This is a genomic window from Neobacillus niacini, from assembly GCF_030817595.1.
GTDB lineage: Bacteria > Bacillota > Bacilli > Bacillales > Cytobacillaceae > Neobacillus > Neobacillus niacini_G.
On sequence record NZ_JAUSZN010000001.1, the window covers coordinates 5,163,105 to 5,184,820 of the forward strand.

Genomic DNA, 21,716 nt, shown 5'->3' on the forward strand with positions numbered 1-21,716 from the left:
TTGTTAAAAATTTCGGATACTGAAATATTAAAATACCGAAATATATTTGGGGTTTTCATTATATGATTAAAGGTATGAATTTTATCTCAAAGAGGAGGAAGCAATGTCAGTTTTTAAAAAATTAAAGTCGTTCTATCTTCCTTATAAAAAGGATTTCATCTGGTCAACGCTCTTTTTAATGATTATGGCTGGGATAACGGTGGTTTATCCAATTATTTTGCAGTTGACCATTGATGAAGTAGTGCTAGGCGGGCAATATAGCTGGGTGCCATGGATTTCCTTAGGATTTATCGTGGTGATGGCAGTCAAAGGATTGTCTGCCTTCATTCAGCATTATTTAGCGGATATGTTTGGCATTAAATCCGTGTATAGTTTGCGAAATGCCCTGTATGAGAAACTGCAGCGATTGTCATTTAGCTACTATGATAATGCAAAGACAGGAGATTTAATGTCTCGTTTAACCGCAGATGTTGAAGGTTTTCGTTTTTTTGTATCATTCGGTTTTGCGGAGGTTCTGCGTTTTGTCATTGTAGTAGGAGCCAGTTTATGTGTGATGTTTTACTATTCTGTTTCCCTTACTTTGGTTACCATTATGGCTTTACCGTTTATTAGCATTGCGGTGTACAAATTCGACAAAGCTGTACATCCCGCTTTTCGTGGAATTCGCGAATCATTTGGGCGCTTAAATACAAAGGTACAAGAAAATATCAGCGGCATCCATACCGTTAAAGCTTTATCCAAAGAGCAGGTGGAGATTGAACGGTTTAATCAGTCCAATCAAGACTACAGGAGCAAACAGCTTTATACCGCTTCCATTTGGGCGAAATACTTCCCACTGATGGAGTTAATTGGGAATATTTCAGTTGTACTACTACTTGGTTTCGGCGGCTATCAAGTCATCAATGGCAGCTTAAAACCAGGTGAACTTGTCGCATTTTACAGCCTTATTTGGTATATTTTATGGCCGATTATGCATCTCGGTTTCACCATTAATATGTTTTCTCAGGCGAAGGCTTCCGGTGAGAGGCTCTTAGAAATCTTAGAAGCCAAGGAAACGATTTTTGATGAAGAAGATGTAAGGAGCAGCGAAAAAATTGATGGTCATGTTGTATTTCAGAATGTAACCTTTCAGTATCAAAATGAGGATACACACGCTCTCTGTCAGATCAGTTTCGAGGCACCTTCAGGTTCAACCATAGGTTTAATTGGAGCCACTGGTGCTGGAAAGACCAGCATTATACAGCTTCTGTCACGCTTTTACGAACCGACGAGCGGGGATATTCTAATCGATGGCCGGCAAATTAAGGAATATCGGTTAAAGACCTTAAGATCCCAGATTGGAGTAGTATTGCAGGAGACCTTTCTCTTTTCATCAACTGTTAAAGCAAATATTGCTTATGGGAACCCGGAGGCATCAATGGAAGAAATTACCGATGCGGCTAAACGTGCCGATGCTCATGACTTTATTATGGAGCTCCCAGATGGATATAACACGATGCTAGGGGAGAGGGGAATGGGTCTTTCTGGGGGGCAAAAGCAGCGGATTGCCATCGCCCGTGCCATCTGTACGAATCCAAGTATTCTCATCTTAGATGATGCCACAAGCGCTGTGGACATGGAAACAGAATTTCACATTCAACAAGCACTTCAAGAAGTCATGAAGGGGAGAACAACCTTTATTATTGCCCACCGTATTTCTTCGCTGCAGCATGCAGATGAAATCTTGGTATTGGACAATGGAAGCATTGTTGAACGGGGAACACATGAGCAGCTTCTCGCTAGTAATGGAGCATATCGAAGAATTTATGATATTCAATATCAGGACCAAAAGACCATTATGCAGAATGCAGCAAGGTAGGTGAAAATATGGAAGAAATTCAGAGGAAAAAACAAATATTGGAGCGTTTTCACTACTCACAGGATCAGGTGATTGATAAATCATTTAACTGGAAACAAATGTGGCGGTTATTACAATATATAAAACCTTATGCAAAGAATTTACTGCCGCTTTCGTTCATGACGGTAATCATTTCAGCAGCGATCCGTTTACTTATTCCGATATTAATTGGGGTGTATACCCTTGACCGCGCACTCATTGAAAAAGATACAAATCTGTTAATTCAGCTTGTAAGTATCATTGCCGGGTTATATGTATTGTCCTATATCGTCAATGCATTAAGGATCCGCTGGATGAACCAGCTGGGGCAAAATGTCATTTATGATTTGCGCAAACATTTATTTACACATGTACAGTCCTTATCCCACCGATTCTTTGACCAGCGCTCAGCCGGGTCTATTCTTGTGAGGATAATGAATGACATTAACTCCTTGCAGGAGTTGTTTACAAACGGGGTTATCAATCTATTAACGGATTTTCTCTTATTGATTGCCACTATTTTTATTTTGTTTTCAATCAATGCGAAACTTACGATTGCCATCATGGTCATCCTGCCGATCATGTTTTTCATCTCTACAAACTTGCGCAAAAAAATCCGCCTGTCTTGGCAGCAGGTGCGTTTAATCCAGTCAAAGATAAACTCACATTTAAATGAAAGTATTCAAGGCATTCGTGTTACACAGACATTTACACAGGAATCAGAAAACAACCAATTCTTTAAGGAGATGAACAAGGATAACTTCGAAACATGGCAGCAGGCGGTCCGAAAAAATGCCATGTTTGGCCCATTTGTTGAAATAACAAATGCTATCGGAACAGCTATACTCATCTGGTATGGGGCGGTTCTTATCATGAATGGGGAATGTACCATTGGAGAATTTGTCTCCTTTGCCTTTTATTTAGGAATGTTCTGGGAGCCAATTTCCAGGCTGGGTCAGTTGTATAACCAACTTTTGATTGGAATGGCGTCATCGGAGCGGATATTTGAATTCTTAGATGAACGGCCTTTGGTGGCAGAGGCAGCTAAACCATTGGTGCTTCCTTCCATCCAAGGAAATATTGATTTTGAGGATGTAGAGTTCTCCTATAATTCTGACCGAAAAGCGTTAAACGGCGTTTCTTTTTCTATCAAAGCAGGTGAGACAGCAGCACTTGTTGGGCACACGGGCTCTGGGAAGACGACCATTGCGAATTTAGTCAGCCGATTTTATGATGCGACTGCAGGTGTGGTCAAGATTGATAACCATCCGATTCAAGAACTGTCTATTGCAAATCTCCGTTCACAAATTAGTGTGGTCCTGCAGGATACATTTATCTTTTCAGGGACTATTATGGAAAACATTCGGTTTGGGAATCCACGGGCGAGTGATGAAGAAGTAATTGCCGCAGCACAAGCGGTAGGGGCAGACACATTCATTACTAAGCTTTCCAATGGCTATCAAACAGAGGTGGAAGAGCGGGGGAATGTTCTGTCTGTTGGAGAACGGCAGCTGCTCTCCTTCGCGAGGGCACTCTTAGCTTATCCAAAAATTCTAATCCTTGATGAAGCAACTGCTAGTATTGATACAGAGACCGAAGTTAAGATACAAAATGCACTAAGGACTTTGTTAAAAGGAAGAACAGCGATTATGATTGCACACAGGCTCTCAACCATTAGGGAGGCAGACAAGATTATTGTCCTAGACCATGGGGAAATTCTGGAGCAGGGGAATCATGAGCAATTAATGGAGAAGCAAGGGGTTTACTATGAATTGGTAAGGGCGCAATACAAGATGTAAAAGCACCGCTTAAAGTAGGCAACAAAAAGACGATTCGTCCCCATCGAATCGTCTTTTTTGATCTATTGTACTTCTGTAAGTAGTTCTGAAACTATGAATGTGGCTTCCGTTTTTTGTTTTACTTCCTCGACACTAACTCCACTAGCTGTCTCAATAAGGACCATACCTTCTGGTGTAAAGTCAAAGACGGCAAGATCGGTAATGAGGCGATGTACCACTTGTTTTCCGGTTAGTGGAAGAGTGCATTCTCTCTTAATTTTCGATTCACCGTGTTTATTGACGTGCTCCATTATAACAACCACCCGTTTGGCTCCATTAACAAGATCCATCGCCCCGCCCATTCCTTTGACCATCTTTCCTGGAATCATCCAGTTAGCCAGGTCGCCGTTTTCGGACACTTCCATGCCGCCAAGGATGGCAAGATCAATATGGCCGCCGCGAATCATCGCAAAGGATTCAGCACTATCAAAAAAAGAAGATCCCGGAACGGTTGTAATCGTTTCTTTTCCTGCATTAATCAAATCAGGATCTTCCTGACCATCTATCGGGTAAGGACCAATACCTAGCAGTCCATTTTCTGACTGTAATAATACGTTGAAATCCTGAGGAATCTCATTTGCTACAAGTGTCGGCATTCCGATTCCAAGGTTAACATTCATTCCATCCTTAATTTCCTGCACCGCTCTTTTTACAATTGTTAAACGAGTGTCACTCATTTTCATCCGCTCCTTTTTATCGTATTATGCCTGAACAACTGTCCGGCGCTCAATGCGTTTTTGATAGTTGGTGCCAACTAAAATACGCTGTACGTAAATTCCTGGTGTGTGGATTTCATCTGGATCCAGCTCTCCCGCCTCAACGATTTCTTCCACTTCTGCAATCGTAATTTTGCCTGCCATCGCTGCGAGTGGATTGAAATTGCGTGATGTTTTACGGTAAACGAGGTTGCCAAGGGTATCCGCTTTCCATGCTTTCACAAGCGCAAAGTCCCCAACAATTCCGCGTTCAAGCAGATAGGTTTTTCCATCAAATTCCTTTACTTCTTTTCCTTCTGCAATCGGGGTTCCAATACCTGTTGCTGTATAAAACCCTGGAATCCCTGCACCGCCAGCTCGTATACGCTCTGCAAGGGTGCCTTGTGGTGTCAATTCTACCTCTAGTTCACCACTCAAAAATTGCTGTTCGAAAATTTTGTTTTCTCCAACATACGATGACACCATTTTCTTAATTTGCTTGTTTGCTAGGAGCAGACCTAAACCCCAGTCATCAACCCCGCAGTTGTTACTGACTACCGTTAAATCTTTTGTTCCTTGTTCCTTTAAAGCTTGAATCGCATGTTCTGGGATGCCACATAAACCAAACCCGCCGACAATTAAAGTCGCACCATCCTGAATGTCTGAAACCGCTTCCGAAAATGAGGTAACTAATTTACTAGATTTCATCAATATTCTCCCCTTTTAGTCTGAATATTCTATTACCTACTAGTTTACATGCCGTTTATTTATAAGTAAAATACATAAAAAGAATAAATAATATGAATATCTGGAATAAATGGGGGAGCAACCTGTGGAACTTCGCGATTTAAGGTCTTTTATTGAAGTAGTGATTCATCAAAGTTTTACAAAAGCGGCGGCACATTCCTATCTTTCACAGCCTTCTTTCAGTAAGGCAGTAAAAAAGCTAGAGGAAGAATTGAACGTAGAATTGTTCGACCGCTCCACCCGTCATTTACGTTTGACAGATGCCGGACAGATTGTTTATGAGCAAGCACAAAAGGCAGTGGAGTCACTGTCTGAGATCACCAACCTTCTTGACGACTTAAAGAATGTTACATCTGGTGAAATTAGAATAGGGATTCCACCGCTAATTGGCACATTGTTTTTTCCAACTATAGCGATGCGGGTTCAGGAAAAATACCCTAACGTTTCTCTGCATTTAGTGGAAAGAGGTGCAAAACTTATCGGTCAGCTTGTTGAAAACGGACAGGTCGACCTCGGCATAATCGTACTGCCAGCTGACACATCAAAGTTTAATGTGCAGCCATTCATCACAGATGAATTTGTTCTTTATGTACAAAAAAACCACCTGATGGCTAAAAGAAACACCGTTGAAATCAGTGAGTTAAAAGAAGAGAAGTTTATTCTTTTTTCAGATGAGTTTACGCTGCATGACTATATTAAAAATGTTTGTATAGAGGCAGGTTTTATTCCGGAGGTCTCTTATCAGAGTTCACAGTGGGACTTAATACTAGAGCTTGTTTCTTCACAGTTTGGCGTAACATTGCTGCCAAAGTCTATTTACAGTAAACAAAATAATCCTAATGTTCATATCGTCCCACTTGCAGAGCCAACATTGTACTGGAGACTTGGCATTATCACGAAAAAGGATGCATACCACTCGTTTACCTTGAGAGAGGTATTAAAGATGTTTTAAAATGGATTGCCCAAACTTGGAGTAAAAGATTTAAAAAAGGTGACTTTCAGTTCTAGACTGAAATCGCCTTTTTTATTTTGTGCTCATTTAGTAAAAATATGGATATGCTTCCCGGGTGGTTTTATGTGTTAGGTAAAACTCTCCTTTATAATATCAATTTTTACTAAAATTGATTGGTAATTTGTTTACTGAGATATATATGTAAAAATTGAATGATTTTACCCTATGTTCCAAGAAATACTACTAAAAATCCTAGAATTGTTCATATTTTACTGTGATAACAGAGTATAATTCTACCAAACTAAAGAATTTGACTATTATAAATATATAAAAACATTTTTAGTAAAATATTAAATGAAAGCATTTACTTTTAGTAAAACTGTCATTATAATAATCCTATAAACTACTAGGAGGGATAGAATGAACGTACCAAAGAGAATGAAATTGTTTTTCCTTTTTACTATTGTAGCCACACTGCTGTTATCCGCTTGCAGTTCATCCGATACAAACGGAGAGAAAGCGGAGGATGGGAAAGTAAAGTTAAGGTTTGCAACGTGGGATGTTGGTGACGATGTCGAGTTGCAACAAGGATTAATCGATGAATTTAATGCGAAAAATAGCGATATCGAAGTAGTTTTGGAAGCTTACGGCGGCGATTATGACACGAAGATTACTGCAGGAATTGGTGCTAAGGACGCTCCGGATATCATGTATATGTGGAATTATCCGCAATATAAAGATGCTCTAGAACCGCTTGATTCTTATATTAAGGATAGAGGGGAAGAGTACAAGAGTAACTTCTATGAAGCATTATGGAACTATAACTCCGTTGGAGAGGATATTTACGGTCTTCCTGTAGGTTATACGACACATGTTGTTTACTATAATAAAGATTTATTTGACGCAGCAGGGCTTGAGTATCCACAAGCTGGTTGGACATGGGAAGATCTACAAGCTGCAGCTAAGAAACTAACGAATAAGGATAAGAAAATTACTGGATTTGCTTTCCCAGGTCAACCTGACCCATATGATTTTGAGATGTATTTATGGGGGAATGGTGCTTCTTATGTAGATAATAAAGGTAAATTAGATGGCAATTTGAATTCAAAGAAATCAATTGAGACGTTTAAAATGTTCCAAAATATGCTGGAAGAGGGTATTGCGATTACCACAGAAGGCTGGGGTGATACTGAAATGAAATCAGGCAAAGTAGGTATGTTTATTAACGGTGCCTGGTACCTTTCCGCTTTTACAGAAGCTGGAATCAACTATGGAGTTGTTGAAATCCCTGCGTTTGGTAATAATCCAAGTGCTAGTATCGTAAGTTCTTCTGGTATTGCAATGTCCAAGGATTCTAAATACAAAGAAGCTGCCTTTAAATTTATGGAATTTTGGACAGGCGAACAAGCAAATAAAGCACGACTATCCTTTGAACTTCCAGTATTAAAAAGTGTAGTTGAATCAGAAAAGCTCCAAGAAGATCCAATTAAGAAAGTATTCTACAACATGCTAGAACAAAGTGAAGGATATACACCAACATCGTTTGTAACAGAAGACTGGAGTAAACTATCTGACGATTTAAGTTTAGTGTTTGAACAAATCTTTAATCCAAGTACTCGTGTTGATCCTAAAGAAGCTTTAAATAGTGTAGCTAAGTAAGATATTGCCAGTGAGAATATATCATGGCAGCATGATATATTCTCATTTTTTTAAATAATCTGTCGGATTCAAAAAGGTCACACCATTAAGAGGGAAATATATGTTTACTAAAAAGAACAAACCAAAAAAATTCACATTAGTCCGTAAAAGAGTGCCATTTTTATTTATTTTACCGTGGATCATCGGTTTTATTGTTTTCACTTTAGGACCTTTGGTTTTTTCATTAATCATGAGTTTGTTTGATTGGCCGATTGCCGGTGAAGCGAAGTTTATTGGCTTTGATAACTTTAAAACGATGTTTACGGCTGATCCACAATTTTATGATTCGCTCGTGATCACCTTGAAATTCGCCTTAATATTTGTGCCATTAAACCTCTTAGTTGCTTTGGTGCTCGCACTCCTTATCACTCAGCCAATTAAAGGAATTAAGATATTTAGGACAATCTTCTATCTGCCGGCAGTTGTATCCGGTGTAGCAGTGTCCATTATATGGGGTTGGATGTTTAACTCTGAATATGGAGTTTTAAATTATATATTATCTTTGCTTGGAATTGAAGGACCAGACTGGCTTATTGACCCTAAGTGGGCAATCATAACGATTGTAATTGCAAGTGCTTGGGGCGTCGGGACGATGATGTTGATTTTTTATACCGATATTAAAGGAATTCCTTATGAAATGTATGAAGCTGCATCCATTGATGGTGCGGGTCCTATCAGACAATTTATTAGTATTACCATTCCAACCATTACACCAACCATTTTATTTAATGTCATCACATCTGTTATCGCCGCATTACAGCAATTAACGTTAGTGTTGTTATTAACAGGTGGCGGACCTTTAAAATCGACGTATTTCTATGGACTATTCGTTTATAACAATGCATTTAAACATCATGAACTCGGTTATGCGAGTGCAAATGCTTGGTTTATGTTTATTATCATCCTGCTGTTGACGATGTTAATCTTTAAGTCGTCCTCTGCGTGGGTATTTTATGAGGCTGAAGTGAAAAAGGAAAGAAAGGGCAGGAAAAGAAAATGAAGATAACCCGAAAACATAAAATCATTGTTTACAGTATTCTTGTCCTTTTTTCGCTCTATTTTCTATTTCCTTTTATATGGGCATTTATCACAGCGATTAAATCAGAAGCAGAAGTATTTAGCTTTCCACCTAAATTCGTGCCTGATGTACCACTTTTAAGCAATTTTATCGATGCTTGGAATAGCCAGCCATTTGGTACGTATTTTAAGAACTCTATGATTGTAACCGTATTGACAACAATTGGTCAGCTTATCTCCTGTTCCTTGGTTGCGTATGGTTTTGCTAGATATGACTTTAAATATAAAAACATTCTTTTTATGTTGCTTTTATCAACGATGATGATTCCATGGGATGTTACGATGATTCCGCTTTATATGGAATTTAATATGTTTGGCTGGATCAATACGTTAAAACCATTGATTGTCCCTGCCTTCTTCGGCTCAGCTTATAATATCTTTTTGCTAAGGCAGTTTTTAATGAATATTCCTAAAGATTTAGAGAATGCAGCCAGAATCGATGGAGCAAACGAGTTCCAAATCTTTTATAAAATTTTCTTACCTATCATGAAGGCTCCATTAACATTGATTGCTGTACTAAATATCATTTTGGTTTGGAACGACTACTTAGGTCCGCTTATTTATTTGAATGACCAATCCAAATATACGATGGCACTTGGTTTAGCTTCATTCCAAGGCGTACATGAGCTTCAAATTATTCCCATTATGGCAATGACACTCGTTATGATCATTCCGCCAGTCATCGTTTTTGCCTTTGCGCAGAAATACATTGTTGAAGGAATTAGCGGCTCTATCAAGTAATAAAGTTCGGAGGAAGAAAACATGCAACGTGAAATGAAAAGATGGGAAAATATCCATCTTACAGCACTACACAGGCTTCCTGCACACACTGATTTTTACAGATACGGTGCGTTTGATGAGGCATTACAATATAAAAAAGAAATGAGTAAGGGATATTTGTCACTTGATGGTGAGTGGAAGTTTCTATTTTTGGAAGCTCCTGAATTTTCCCCAGTTAACTTTGAAACTGAGGAATTCGAAATTGAAGATTTAGATGATATCACTGTGCCATCTTGCTGGCAATTACAGGGATATGGAAATATGCATTATACAGATGTACTATACCCTTTTCCCATTAACCCGCCATTTGTACCGCAGGATAATCCAACAGGAATCTATTTTAGAGAAGTTCATCTAGAAGATATAAAGGAAGAAGAAAAAATCATCGTTAAATTTAACGGTGTTGATTCTGCTTTCGATCTCTATGTAAATGGTCATCATGCAGGCTACAGTAAAGGCTCAAGAATGCCATCAGAGTTTGATCTTACTGAGTACGTCCGAAATGGAAAAAATAGATTTACAGTTAGAGTTTACCAGTATTCAGACGGAACCTACTTAGAAGACCAGGATATGTGGTGGCTTTCAGGAATTTTTAGAAGTGTGGAACTTTATAGAGTGAATAAAGATACACTTCAAGATGTTTTCATCGAAACATTGCCGGATGCAGATTTTAAAGATTTTACGTTAAAAGTAACCGGAAAGTTTTTCACGAGTGAAATTCAAGCAGTGAAGGTGAAGCTTTGTCAAGGAGAGAATGAGGTAGATTTCTTCCTTGTAAAAGTGGTTAATGGCGAATTCCAGGTGCTAAGAGAAATGGTGGATCCATTATTATGGAATGCTGAGGAACCAAATCTCTATATGGCTATTTTGGAGTATGAATTAGCTAGTGGTGAAAAAGAAATTGTTCCGTTGCGATTTGGAGTAAGATCAATCGATATTATTGAAAATGAAATCAGAGTGAACGGAAGAAGAATCTTCTTTAATGGTGTAAATCGCCATGATTTTAATCCGAGAATGGGCAGAACCGTAACCTATCAGGATATGCTTCAGGATGTACTATTAATGAAGCAGCATAATGTAAATGCTGTAAGAACCGCCCATTATCCGAATAATGATGTTTTTTATGATCTGTGTGATGAATATGGACTCTATGTTATTGATGAAGCAGATCTTGAGTGCCATGGCTTTGAAAACACAGGGAATTATAATTGGATCAGTGACAATGAATTATGGGAAAAACAGTATGTCGATCGTGCAGTTAGAATGGTGAAAAGAGATCGAAATCATCCAAGTATCATTATTTGGTCTTTAGGCAATGAATCTGGTCAAGGTAGAAACTTCACTGCTATGTATCAAGCGATAAAAGAAATTGATTCTACTAGATTGATACATTATGAGGGAGATCGACATGCTGCCTACAGTGACATATATACGACGATGTACACGAGACTAAAGGCGCTTGAAGAAATTGGGCAGGATTCTGAAGGGAAAAAGCCGCATATTTTATGTGAATATGGCCATGCGATGGGAAATGGACCTGGCGGGCTGACAGAATATCAAGAAGTGATGAGGAAATATCCTCGTTTACAAGGCGGATTCGTATGGGAATGGTATGACCATGGAATCGAAAGTGTTGATGAAGATGGAAATGTCTATTACCTATATGGAGGGAATTATGGAGATTTCCCTACGAATGGAAACTTCTGTATTGATGGGCTCGTATTCCCAGACCGGACACCATCACCTGGGCTGATTGAGTACAAAAAGGTTATTGAACCGATTGTAACGGAAGCAGTAGACCTTAATCAGCTGAAGATAAGGTTAATAAACAGATATGATTTTAGAAACCTAGAAGGTATCCAGTTGCACATTAAGGTAGAATCGTTTGATCAATTAATAGAAGAAAAGAATATGACTCTCCCAAATATCCCTGCACAGGAAGAGATGGAAATAGTGTTGCCATTGAATCTTCTGGAAGCCTTAAAATATGATGATGTTCGGATAAAACTAAGTTACTCGGAACCAGAGAATACTTTATATGCAAACGCCGGTCATCTGATTACTAGTGAAAGTTTTTTACTAGAAGCAACAAAGGTGAAGAAAATAGTTGTAAGCAAGCATGGGGGTGGACCAATGATTTCCATCAATGAAAGTTTTAGTCAATTGACGCTAGAGAATGACCATTTTAAAACGGTTTTCTCTAAAGTTTATGGTGTCCTTGTATCCCATAAATTAAATGGGGAAGAAATTATCGAAAAAGGTCCGGAACTGACACTTTGGAGAGCGGTTATTGATAATGATATGTATAAGAAGGACGCGTGGATTAATAAATACTTTTTAAAAAATGCAAAGGAGCAATTGGTTTCGTTTAATTATCAAATGAATGAAGACTTTGCAGATATAGAAATCCATAAATATTTATCAAGTGTCAATCAAGCATGGGGCTTTCATTTGACTTATCATTATCGGATCAACCAGGTGGGTGTGTTAAACCTTCAGTTGAAAGGCTCTAAAATTATTAGAGGGAAAGAGATTCCTGAATTACTGCCTAGAATCGGAATTACGATGCACCTTAACAAAGAGTATAATGATGTAACTTGGTATGGGAGAGGCGATTCTGAAAGTTATCAGGATAGTAAAAGAAGCCAAAGTATTGGCCTTTACCATAAAAGTGTGGAGGAAATGCATACCGATTATGTTTATCCGCAGGAAAATGGCTCAAGATGTGATACCTCTTTCCTAGCAGTATCAAAGGGGAATCAGTCAATTCTCTTTAACTTTAAAGAAATCAGGGATTTTACCATCCATGATTATGAAACAAACGCATTGGAGGACGCGATGCACCGGGGGAAAATAAAAAAGTCACCATTCAATGAGTTAACCATAGATTATCGACAAAGCGGACTCGGAAGTAATAGCTGCGGTGAGGAACAGCTTCCAGCCTATCGGGTGGGAGTAGAAGACTTTGAAATCGGGCTGGAAGTAAGGAGCATTCCTAAAGATGATTTAGTAGAAGAGAGTAAATTTTTCAGAGTTAGATAAATTTTAAAAAGGCAGGGGAAACCCTGCTTATTTGAAATAGGTTACAGCTATAGATGATTAAAATGACAAGGAGAAATAGGATGAAATTAGATATTAAAGAAATACCCTTTTCGCGGTTTGGATCCTATTTTTGTATCTCAGAAGAAAAGGACTCTCATGCTGTATATATAAGAGACGTTCATGGCGGGGACGATGCACCATCAAAGCTTTTTCAAATAGATATTGTAAAAGATGGAGTAGAAAATGAATTTGAAGTACGTGCTTCAGAGGTATCTCTTTCCTTCTATTTAAAGGACCAATCGGAACGTGTTGCTGAAATCATCATTCCTGAAGAGGATGAACTCCATATTGAAGTTCAGAATGTGGAACTTAGATTAAGAGCGACAAAAGGGAAATATGATTCATTAATGGAACTAGAAGCTGGAATGTACGAATACCACATCTATCCTAAGGAATTAAAATTAATGATCATTAACCTCAATGGTGAAATGGTTGCGGATGCACCATGGAATATTATTGGAAATGATTATATTGATATGCGCTTAAAAAATGGACATTTCGTGATTGAAAGTTATCGAACCGTCTATCAAAAAAAAGAATACCTTCCATTTAGAGGAGGGAAAGAACAAGTAGAAGTTCTATACAAAGAATGGTTTGATTCCATGAGAAAGGGTTATGCACAAGCGGAATATCTGCCTTCCTTGGAAAGAGCTTCTTATATAACATGGTCGAGCGTTGTTCATGCGGATGGGGCTCTAAAGGATTATGCGATGTATATGTCAAAGCTGTGGATGTATAATATCTGGTCATGGGATAATTGCTTTAACGCATTGAATTTAGGCGAAAAGTATCCTGAACTCAGCTTTGCTCAATTAAAAATTTTCATGGACACTCAAGATGTATCCGGTGCCTATCCTGATTTTGTGAATGACAAGTTCATTTCTTACAATTGTATCAAGCCGCCGATATTTGCTTATATCTATGAGCAGCTAATGGAGAAAAATGACTACTTTAAGGACGAAAAGCGGTTAAGAATGGTTTATGAGTCTACGAAAAAAGTCATGACCTATTATAAAGAATATCGTACTTTCGAGGGCAGGCTGCCACATTATAAACATGGGAATGATTCTGGCTGGGATAATGCTTCCCTGTTTCATGTGGGGATGCCGGTGGAAGCACCAGATCTTGCTAGTTTTTTAATTCGTTCGTTTGATATTCTCTCCTCCTTTGCAGAAAGGTTGGGAGAAAAAGAGGAAGCAGAGCAATTTAAGAATCAAGCAGACACTTTATTTAACCTACTACTTGAGAGACTTTATGATGCAGATGGCTTTTTTGGGCGGGTTGGCAAGAATGGTGAGAAAATAGAAATCAGAAGCAGTTTAATTTTAAGACTTCCAGTAATCATTGGCTATCGCTTGGATAAAAGCATAATGGATTGCTTAGTGTCTGACCTTGAAGGCAACTTTGAAACAAAATTTGGCTTGGCTACTGAAAGCCTAACGAGTAACTATTACCGGGAAAACGGTTATTGGCTCGGTCCGATATGGGCTCCTGTTACCTTTCTTTTTATCGATGCGTTAAAAAATAATGGTTATGAAGAGACCGGAAATCGTCTTAGAAATAAGTTTTTAAACCTTACGCTAACTGGCGGGATGGCGGAAAACTTTGATCCGGTAACTGGTAAGGGATTAGTAGATACATCCTTCACGTGGACATCAAGTGTATTTCTACTGCTGTTAGATGATCAACTTAGGGGGGATTAAATGCAAAAGTATTTTGGAGAAATCGCTCTTACGATTACAGCTATTATATGGGGAAGCGGATTTGTTGCCAGCGCCATCGCATTGGACCACTTTACTCCCTATCAGATTTTAGCTGGAAGGTTTATTATAGGGACTCTGATTTTGGGTGTAATTTTCCATAAAAAGCTGAAAAATATAGATAAAAGTACTATGATAAAAGGGGCAGTATTGGGAATCTTTTTATATTTGGCCTTTGCGCTTCAAACGGTGGGCCTTCAATATACAACACCTTCAAAAAATGCTTTTTTAACAGCAGTGAATGTCGTGATTGTTCCTTTTATTGCCTTTGTCATGTATAAGCGAAAAATTGATATGTACGAACTAGTTGGCGCTATTTTAGCTATGATCGGTGTTGGGGTATTATCACTTAAACTCTCAGCTGACATAAATATTGGGGATTTGTTGACACTAGGCTGTGCCTTTGGATTTGCGTTCCATATCTTCTATACGGCGAAATATGTTAAAGATTCAGATCCTATTCTCTTAACACTCATTCAAATGATAACAGCGGCAATCATTGGGAGCATTGTTGTTGTATTAAAAGGGGAAACATCTGTTGTGATGGAAAAGGAAGGGTTGTTCTCGCTCCTTTATCTAGGTGTTTTTTCAACGACAATCGCCTATTTATTGCAAACTGTTGCTCAAAAAATGATTACCGAAACAAAGGCAGCGATTATTCTTTCAACAGAATCATTTTGGGGTATGGTATTTTCCGTTGCAATCTTGGATGAAGCAATGACGATAAAAATGGTGCTTGGCGCAATCCTTATTCTAGGTGCCATCATCATTTCAGAGACCAAATTACCTTTTTTAAAAAAGAATAGATTAAAGGAAATACGTAATTGGATTACAGCGAGATAAAAAAACAAGCAGGCAGGGAGAAATAATGGCCACAATAAAAGATATAGCCAATTTAGCTAATGTTTCAATCACTACTGTTTCAAGAGTGTTAAATTATGATGAAACATTAAATGTCTCTCCAGAAACAAGAAAAAGGGTTTTTGAAGCAGCTGAGGAATTAGCCTATGTGGTAGTTCCGAAGAAGAAGCAAAAGAGCAAATGGAAAATAGGGTTATACGATTCTTTCTCACTTGAGGAGGAATTAGTTGATACTTACTACTTGTCGATAAGAGTTGCCTTGGAAAAAAAGTTAAAAAGCAGAAGCATTGATTTTTTCAGAATTGATAAGGAAGGCAATGAGGGGAATCTTAATAAGATTGATGGCATTTTATGCCTAGGAACCTTTAAGAGCAAGGATATTGAAAAAATAAAAGGTTTTAATAAACCATGTGTCTTTGTTGATTCAAATCCGGACGAATATTATTTTGACTCCGTTGTCATCGATTTCAACTCTGCGACCCGAAATGCTCTTAACTATTTAACAGAATTAGGCCACGAGAATATTGGCTTTATTGGCGGCGTCGAAACAGATATGTATGGGAATCGATTTAAAGATTTGAGGCAAGATGTTTTTGAAAATTACTTGAAAGAAAAAAATATTTTCAAAGAGGAATTAGTTAAAATTGGTGGATATGATCCGAAGGATGGTTATACCAACCTAAGAGAAATGTTAACATCAGAAACTAAGCCAACTGCTGTATTTGTTGCCAATGATACGATTGCCGTTGGATGCTATAAAGCAGCCTATGAACTTGGGGTGAAAATCCCTGATGACTTGAGTATTGTCGGCTTCAACGATGTGGCGACAGCTCAATATATGGTCCCACCGCTAACGACGGTTAAACTTTATACCGAAATTATGGGTGAAACAGCTGTTGACTTATTGGTCGAAAGACTTTCCTCAAAAAGGGAAGTTAGTAAAAAAATAACCATCAATACGAAGTTAATTGTAAGAGAAAGTGCTTCAGTACCAAAAAAGTAAATTTAAACACAAGCGCCCAGCGACAAGGTTATGTCACTGGGCGTCTTTTTATTTGGATTCTGCTGCTTTTCTTTCTTTAAATTCTTCTTTGATTTGAGTTAATGTATCAGCGTCTGTAATCAGTTTTAACGCGGTTAGTGCAAGAGCTTTAGCACCTGTAATCAGAGCTTGGTCTCCTTTAGGGGAGGCTGCTGCTTCTCTAAATGGTATCGTATGTGCAATAAGGTCGCTAGCACCAATTTTGATATAAGGATGAATAGTTGGGACAACCTGGCTGATGTTTCCTGCATCAGTTGAGCCGATGCCTTTGTCTTCACTTTCAACCACGGTTTCACCTAGTTCTTCCACGATTTCCTTGAATACGGCATTATAACTATTATTTAATAGAAGGTTATCGACTTCATTTTGGAAGGCAATAACGTTTAACTTTGCCCCTGTAGCTAATGCCGCACCTTCAGCCACTGCTTTTACCCTTTGTGTAACTTCGTTCAAACCAGTTCTTGTAGCAGCACGGATGTAAAATCGTGCCTTTGCATATTCAGGGATAATATTTGGTGCGTCCCCGCCATGGGTGATGATTCCATGAATCCGTACATCGCCCGGCAACTGCTGCCTTAAGGCATTGATTCCATTAAACAACTGAATGACTGCGTCAAGTGCATTAATTCCTTCATGCGGATTGGCCGAGGCATGTGCAGGCTTTCCGATGAACTCAAAGTCTAGTGGATCGACAGCCAGAGATGAGCTAGTTAGACGTGTCTCACTATTCGGGTGGATCATTAGTGCTGCGTCAATTCCGTTCACTAGTCCATGCTTAACAAAGCTGCCTTTTGCACTGCCGTTTGGACCGCCTTCTTCTGCCGGAGTACCGAATACAACTGCTTCTCCGCCTGTTTCTTGTAGAACCTTACTCAAGGCAATGGCTGCAGCAACACTAGTGGTTCCGATAATATTATGTCCACAGGCATGTCCTAGGCCTGGGAGGGCATCGTATTCAGCTAGGAATGCAATGGATGGACCTGGTTTTTCTGACTTTTTACGAGCAATAAATGAAGTCTCATGTCCGGCAACCGCCTTTTCAACCTCAAAGCCTTCTTTTAAAAGAATATCGGTCAAAAGGGCAGAAGCAAAAAATTCTTCGTTGCCGATTTCAGGGTTTTCATGAATTTTATGGCTTGTTGATAGGTAAAGCTCTTTATTGTTTTCTACATTTTCAATGATTGTTTCTTTTAATACTGTTAAGGATTTAGTAGGTACTGTCATCATTTCTCCACCTTTTCTAGAAAACTACCAGCCTATATTGCTAAGTGGCACGAATGTTGGAATCATGTTGCCTTTGTACTCTTTTTCAATAAATTCTGCTGTATCTTCAGATTGGTAAAGTTCTGCTAATCTCTTATAGGTTTTGTTGTCTTTGTCTTTTTCTTGGACAGCAATAATATTGAGGTAAGGAGTCGCTGTTTCACTTTCAACAAAAATAGCATCTTCTAATGGGCTAAGACCTGCATCACCGGCAATCCCGTTATTGATCACAGAAGCGGCAACGTCTGGTAATGCTCTTGGTGTTTGTGCTGGTACCATTGGAACGAATTCAATGTTTTTAGGGTTTTCTTTAATTTGCGTTAGATCACCATTTGGATCGAAATCTTTTGGTAATTCAATGAGTCCAGCTTCTTGAAGAAGTAATAATGCACGGCCTTGATTGGATGCATCGTTTGGAAGGGCAATCTTTGCACCATCTGGAATGTCTTTCACATCTTTGTATTTTTCAGAGTAAATTCCCATTGGGGCAAGGACGGTAGTCGCGATTGGCACTAGGTCTAAATTGTGTTCCTTAATAAATACATCAAAATAAGCAACCGTTTGGAATGCATTAACATCAATTTCGTCTTCTGCTAGAGCAGTGTTGGGAGCAACGTAATCAGAAAATGAAACGATTTCGATATTGATTCCTTCTTTTTCAGCCTTTTTCGCTACAAAATCCCAAATGCGTGTATCGGTTCCGCTAACACCAAGCTTAACGGTAGTGGATTCTTTACCCTCTGATGTTTTCTCAGCGCACCCAGCGCCAATAATGGCTAATGCAACAATAATGATGGATAATAAAAGTTTTTTCATCGTATGTTTCCTCCTAGTTATCTTCGTCTAATTTTTTTTGCTGCTATATTTCCAAATGACTGTAGACCTTGTACGATCACAATCAGAATTCCCACAGTAATCATCATCGTAACGGTATCAAAACGCTGGTAGCCGTATGTAATCGCCAAATCTCCAATTCCACCGCCGCCGACAGCGCCAGCCATTGCCGAAGCACCAACAAGACCAATGGTCGCGATAGTCAAGGCAAGAACGAGTGAGCTGAGTGCTTCCGGAATGAGGAATTTACTAATAATTTGCCATGGGGTTGCGCCCATTGCCTCTGCTGCTTCAATGACACCAGGATCAACCTCTAGTAATGAATTCTCTATCAATCTAGCAATATAAGGTCCTGCATAGAAAACGAGAGGAACAACTGCTGCTGCGGTTCCAATCGAAGTTCCAACAATCAGTCTTGTTACGGGGATCATTGCCACTAATAAAATAATAAACGGCACAGATCGGAAAATATTAATAATTCCATTCAATACATTAAAAACCGGAAGATTCTGAAGCAGATGTCCTTTCCGTGTTACGACTAACAAAATTCCCAGCGGCAGTCCAAGGATGGTTGAAAACAAAAGTGAAAAAGCAACCATTTGGACCGTTTCAATTAAAGCAGAAATAATTTGCTCTGAGTTAACTAGCATGTGCTGTCACTTCCTTTATGCTGATTTTCTTCTGGTTGATGTAGGTTAATGCCCGGATGATTTCTTTATCAGAGCCTTGGAACTCCACAATTAAGTTCCCAAACGGTGTTCCTTGAAGCTCAGTAATCGTTCCGAACAAGACATTGATATGAATATCAAACTGTTTGGCAAGTTCGGAGAGCAGGGGCTGACCGGCTGTACTGCCTACAAAGTTAATTCGGTAAACCTTTTGCATTCCGTCATGTTTTTGGATGATATTTTTTATAGAATCCGGGATCTGGTCGTTCATGACAGAGCTAACAAAGTTCTTTGCTGTCTCCGTTTTAGGAGATGAAAAGACGTTAAACACCGTGCCTTCTTCAATAATTTTACCGGATTCAATCACTGCCACTCGGTCGCATATTTCTCTAATGACCGCCATTTCATGGGTAATGATTAGAATGGTTATGTTGTATTCCTTATTGATTTTTTTCAACAGCTGTAAAATGGAACTGGTGGTCTGTGGATCTAGTGCAGATGTAGCCTCGTCGCAAAGCAGAATCGAAGGCTGTGTTGCTAAGGCTCTTGCAATGCCAATTCGCTGCTTTTGCCCGCCTGAAAGCTGGTCAGGATAATAATCCGCTTTGTCGGCTAACCCGACAAATTCTAGTAATTCCTGAACGCGTTTCTTAATCGCATCCTTGGAAACTTTGGCTAATGTAAGGGGCATTGCCACATTGGCAAAAACCGTTTTTGAGTTTAATAGATTAAAGTGCTGAAAAACCATTCCAATATTTTTCTTAATCTCCCTGACTTCTTTGACGGACATAGAAGTGAGGTCATGACCATCCACAATTACACTACCTGAAGTCGGACGCTCTAGTAAGTTTACACAGCGGATTAGAGAACTTTTACCGGCACCGCTAAACCCGATTACTCCGAAAATCTCTCCCTTATTAATCTTCAAATCAATTCCATTCAGTGCCGCAACCTGCTGCCCGCCACTTTCATAAACCTTTTTAAGATTCTGAAATTCGATCATGGTGTATCTCCCCTTTTAAAAAAATAAAAAACCCTCTTCCTGGAAATAAGAAGAGGGCATGCCGCTGCAAAGCAATCGCAAAAATCTCTTCTTATCTCCCAAGCCTGCTGCTTGCTGGATTTGGCACAGAATCAATGATTCCGCTGCCGAGGTGTCATAGGGCCAGTCCCTCAACCTCTCTGGATAAGAAATATTATTCAGTTAAAAGTAAAAACCCTCTTCTTATAAAAGAAGAGGGCAAATTGAAATAATCAGCGTCCTCTTCTTATCTATCAAGTCGCACTTGCTGGATTTGGCACAGAATCAATGATTCCGCTGCCGAGGTGTCATAGGGCCAGTCCCTCAACCTCTCTTGATAAGAAGTATTTTTACTTTATTCATTTTTTGAACTTGTTAATTAATTTACTGTACAGAAAGTGAAAAGTCAAATCCCTTTTTAAAATAATAATTAATTATTTAGTTTTAAAACGTTTCCAACGCTTATATATAGGCATTTTTAAAATTTAAAAAAATTTATTGCTGGCCTTTGCTAAAACAATAAAAGAAAAAGAGAGCGATGATTTTCGCTCTCTTTCTTGAACTTTAAACGACTATCTTCTTTTTACCAAACAAAGGACCCCATGGATGATTAACACAAGTGAGAATAAAAGGACAGCTATGACACCAATGAGGAGAACTAACGGACTAAGCGGTGCAAAGAATCCAGTTAGCTCCACCCTTAATAAGGCAAAACCTGCAAGGATACATAAGAAGTATAAAAACGGACTGCGATCTAATATACTCATTGCATATTCACTCCTTTCTGGGGGTTAATTCATTACTATTCATTAAAGGAGTATTTTATTTACCAGAATAACAATTCAGTTAAAAATAACTATATTTTTGGAAATTTAATCCTCCTGTTCAGGTGGATGGAGTAGGTCTTTAGGCATTTTATCTAGACGAGGATTGATATGTGACTATATGAACAAGGATTTGGAAAGTATAACGTTTAATTAGTCACCTTTGAAGGAGATCATCTATCCATGTGGAAGCTGGTATTTATATTCTTTTTTATTCTTGTTATGATTGGTTACCTAGTTCCAAAGAGATTGAGTAAAATTGAATTATATACAACGAGTCTTTTTGCTTTGGTATTTGGTATCAATGTAGATTTGGTTCTCGTCTTTAAATACCATTTGTACGGATATTTTGGTGAAGGTTTTCAATGGCTGGGGTTTGTGGGAGAATTTCTTTATTTTATTCCGGTCAGTATTTTGTTTTTAAACTATTATCCCTTTAAAGGGACCAACAAACTGAAACTTTTATATATCCTTGCATGGTCAGCAGGATCCTCCATTATTGAATTTATTGTTGAAAGGACTCATTTTTTTAACTATACAGGCTGGAAAATCTGGTATTCCCTCTTTCTATATCCCTTTGTTTTTCTCATCTTGGTGTCTCATTTAAGGTTGGTTAGGAGAATTATAAAATTAGATCGATAAAAATGGGGGTTGGACTCAACTAATCCAACCCTCTTG

The 21,716-nt window shown here is 38.7% G+C and carries 18 protein-coding genes and 2 riboswitches; of the genes, 11 read left to right on the forward strand and 7 right to left on the reverse strand.

Annotated elements, in window-relative coordinates; translation table 11 throughout:
- Positions 1-103: 103 nt before the first annotated feature.
- Together QFZ31_RS24415 and QFZ31_RS24420 are read left to right on the forward strand one after the other, a co-directional pair.
- Positions 104-1,858, forward strand: coding sequence for an ABC transporter ATP-binding protein (locus QFZ31_RS24415; protein ID WP_307307950.1), 1,755 nt, complete (start codon positions 104-106; stop codon positions 1,856-1,858).
- An 8-nt stretch (positions 1,859-1,866) separates the two neighbouring features.
- A complete protein-coding gene (locus QFZ31_RS24420; RefSeq protein ID WP_307307954.1) occupies positions 1,867-3,675 on the forward strand; it encodes an ABC transporter ATP-binding protein in 1,809 nt (602 codons plus the stop codon).
- A 62-nt stretch (positions 3,676-3,737) separates the two neighbouring features.
- On the opposite strand, the gene QFZ31_RS24425 is transcribed toward QFZ31_RS24420, so the two are convergent.
- Both QFZ31_RS24425 and QFZ31_RS24430 read right to left on the reverse strand, forming a co-directional pair.
- Positions 3,738-4,391, reverse strand: a complete 654-nt coding sequence (locus QFZ31_RS24425) for a CoA transferase subunit B (RefSeq protein WP_307307956.1) — start codon at positions 4,389-4,391, stop codon at positions 3,738-3,740.
- A gap of 24 nt (positions 4,392-4,415) precedes the next feature.
- Positions 4,416-5,117, reverse strand: coding sequence for a CoA transferase subunit A (locus QFZ31_RS24430; RefSeq protein ID WP_307307958.1), 702 nt, complete (start codon positions 5,115-5,117; stop codon positions 4,416-4,418).
- Positions 5,118-5,241: 124 nt separating this feature from the next.
- On the opposite strand from QFZ31_RS24430, the gene QFZ31_RS24435 reads away from it, so the two are divergent.
- The 8 genes from QFZ31_RS24435 to QFZ31_RS24470 all read left to right on the forward strand — a co-directional run bounded on the left by QFZ31_RS24435 (position 5,242) and on the right by QFZ31_RS24470 (position 16,389).
- On the forward strand, positions 5,242-6,108 hold the full coding sequence (locus tag QFZ31_RS24435) for a LysR family transcriptional regulator (protein WP_307307960.1): 867 nt from the start codon (positions 5,242-5,244) through the stop codon (positions 6,106-6,108).
- Positions 6,109-6,528: 420 nt separating this feature from the next.
- Positions 6,529-7,767, forward strand: coding sequence for an ABC transporter substrate-binding protein (locus QFZ31_RS24440; protein WP_307307962.1), 1,239 nt, complete (start codon positions 6,529-6,531; stop codon positions 7,765-7,767).
- 100 nt (positions 7,768-7,867) lie between these two features.
- Complete coding sequence (locus QFZ31_RS24445; protein ID WP_307307964.1) at positions 7,868-8,806, forward strand: carbohydrate ABC transporter permease; 939 nt, start codon at positions 7,868-7,870, stop codon at positions 8,804-8,806.
- Positions 8,803-9,624 (forward strand): carbohydrate ABC transporter permease, encoded by an 822-nt coding sequence (locus QFZ31_RS24450; protein ID WP_179595074.1) that lies wholly within the window; start codon positions 8,803-8,805, stop codon positions 9,622-9,624. The genes QFZ31_RS24445 and QFZ31_RS24450 overlap by 4 nt, the downstream gene beginning before the upstream one ends.
- Before the next feature lie 21 nt (positions 9,625-9,645).
- A complete protein-coding gene (locus QFZ31_RS24455; RefSeq protein ID WP_307307969.1) occupies positions 9,646-12,705 on the forward strand; it encodes a glycoside hydrolase family 2 TIM barrel-domain containing protein in 3,060 nt (1,019 codons plus the stop codon).
- Between the two features lie 80 nt (positions 12,706-12,785).
- Positions 12,786-14,468 (forward strand): amylo-alpha-1,6-glucosidase, encoded by a 1,683-nt coding sequence (locus QFZ31_RS24460; RefSeq protein WP_307307972.1) that lies wholly within the window; start codon positions 12,786-12,788, stop codon positions 14,466-14,468.
- Positions 14,469-15,368, forward strand: coding sequence for a DMT family transporter (locus QFZ31_RS24465; protein ID WP_307307974.1), 900 nt, complete (start codon positions 14,469-14,471; stop codon positions 15,366-15,368).
- 25 nt (positions 15,369-15,393) lie between these two features.
- Positions 15,394-16,389: a LacI family DNA-binding transcriptional regulator gene (locus QFZ31_RS24470; protein ID WP_307307976.1), complete on the forward strand. Its 996-nt coding sequence runs from the start codon at positions 15,394-15,396 to the stop codon at positions 16,387-16,389.
- Positions 16,390-16,437: 48 nt separating this feature from the next.
- Here the strand turns inward: QFZ31_RS24470 and QFZ31_RS24475 are convergent, their stop codons facing one another.
- From QFZ31_RS24475 to QFZ31_RS24495, 5 genes are all read right to left on the reverse strand, one after another.
- The gene (locus QFZ31_RS24475) at positions 16,438-17,652 is read right to left on the reverse strand and encodes a M20 family metallopeptidase (RefSeq protein WP_307307979.1); all 1,215 of its coding nucleotides are present in this window, start codon (positions 17,650-17,652) and stop codon (positions 16,438-16,440) included.
- Positions 17,653-17,676: 24 nt separating this feature from the next.
- Positions 17,677-18,507, reverse strand: a complete 831-nt coding sequence (locus tag QFZ31_RS24480) for a MetQ/NlpA family ABC transporter substrate-binding protein (protein WP_307307982.1) — start codon at positions 18,505-18,507, stop codon at positions 17,677-17,679.
- Positions 18,508-18,524: 17 nt separating this feature from the next.
- Entirely contained in the window at positions 18,525-19,175 is a 651-nt protein-coding gene (locus QFZ31_RS24485) for a methionine ABC transporter permease (RefSeq protein WP_307307985.1), read from the reverse strand.
- A complete protein-coding gene (locus tag QFZ31_RS24490; RefSeq protein WP_307307988.1) occupies positions 19,165-20,196 on the reverse strand; it encodes a methionine ABC transporter ATP-binding protein in 1,032 nt (343 codons plus the stop codon). The genes QFZ31_RS24485 and QFZ31_RS24490 overlap by 11 nt, the downstream gene beginning before the upstream one ends.
- An 88-nt stretch (positions 20,197-20,284) precedes the next feature.
- A riboswitch (SAM riboswitch) is annotated at positions 20,285-20,386 on the reverse strand.
- Between the two features lie 72 nt (positions 20,387-20,458).
- Positions 20,459-20,558, reverse strand: a riboswitch (SAM riboswitch).
- 228 nt (positions 20,559-20,786) lie between these two features.
- Positions 20,787-20,981, reverse strand: coding sequence for a hypothetical protein (locus QFZ31_RS24495; RefSeq protein WP_307307990.1), 195 nt, complete (start codon positions 20,979-20,981; stop codon positions 20,787-20,789).
- Positions 20,982-21,221: 240 nt separating this feature from the next.
- Here QFZ31_RS24495 and QFZ31_RS24500 point away from each other — a divergent pair, with 240 nt between their 5' ends.
- Positions 21,222-21,680 carry a CBO0543 family protein gene (locus tag QFZ31_RS24500; protein WP_307307993.1) on the forward strand — a complete coding sequence of 153 codons (459 nt, stop codon included), beginning with the start codon at positions 21,222-21,224 and terminating at the stop codon, positions 21,678-21,680.
- The last annotated feature ends 36 nt before the right edge of the window (positions 21,681-21,716 follow it).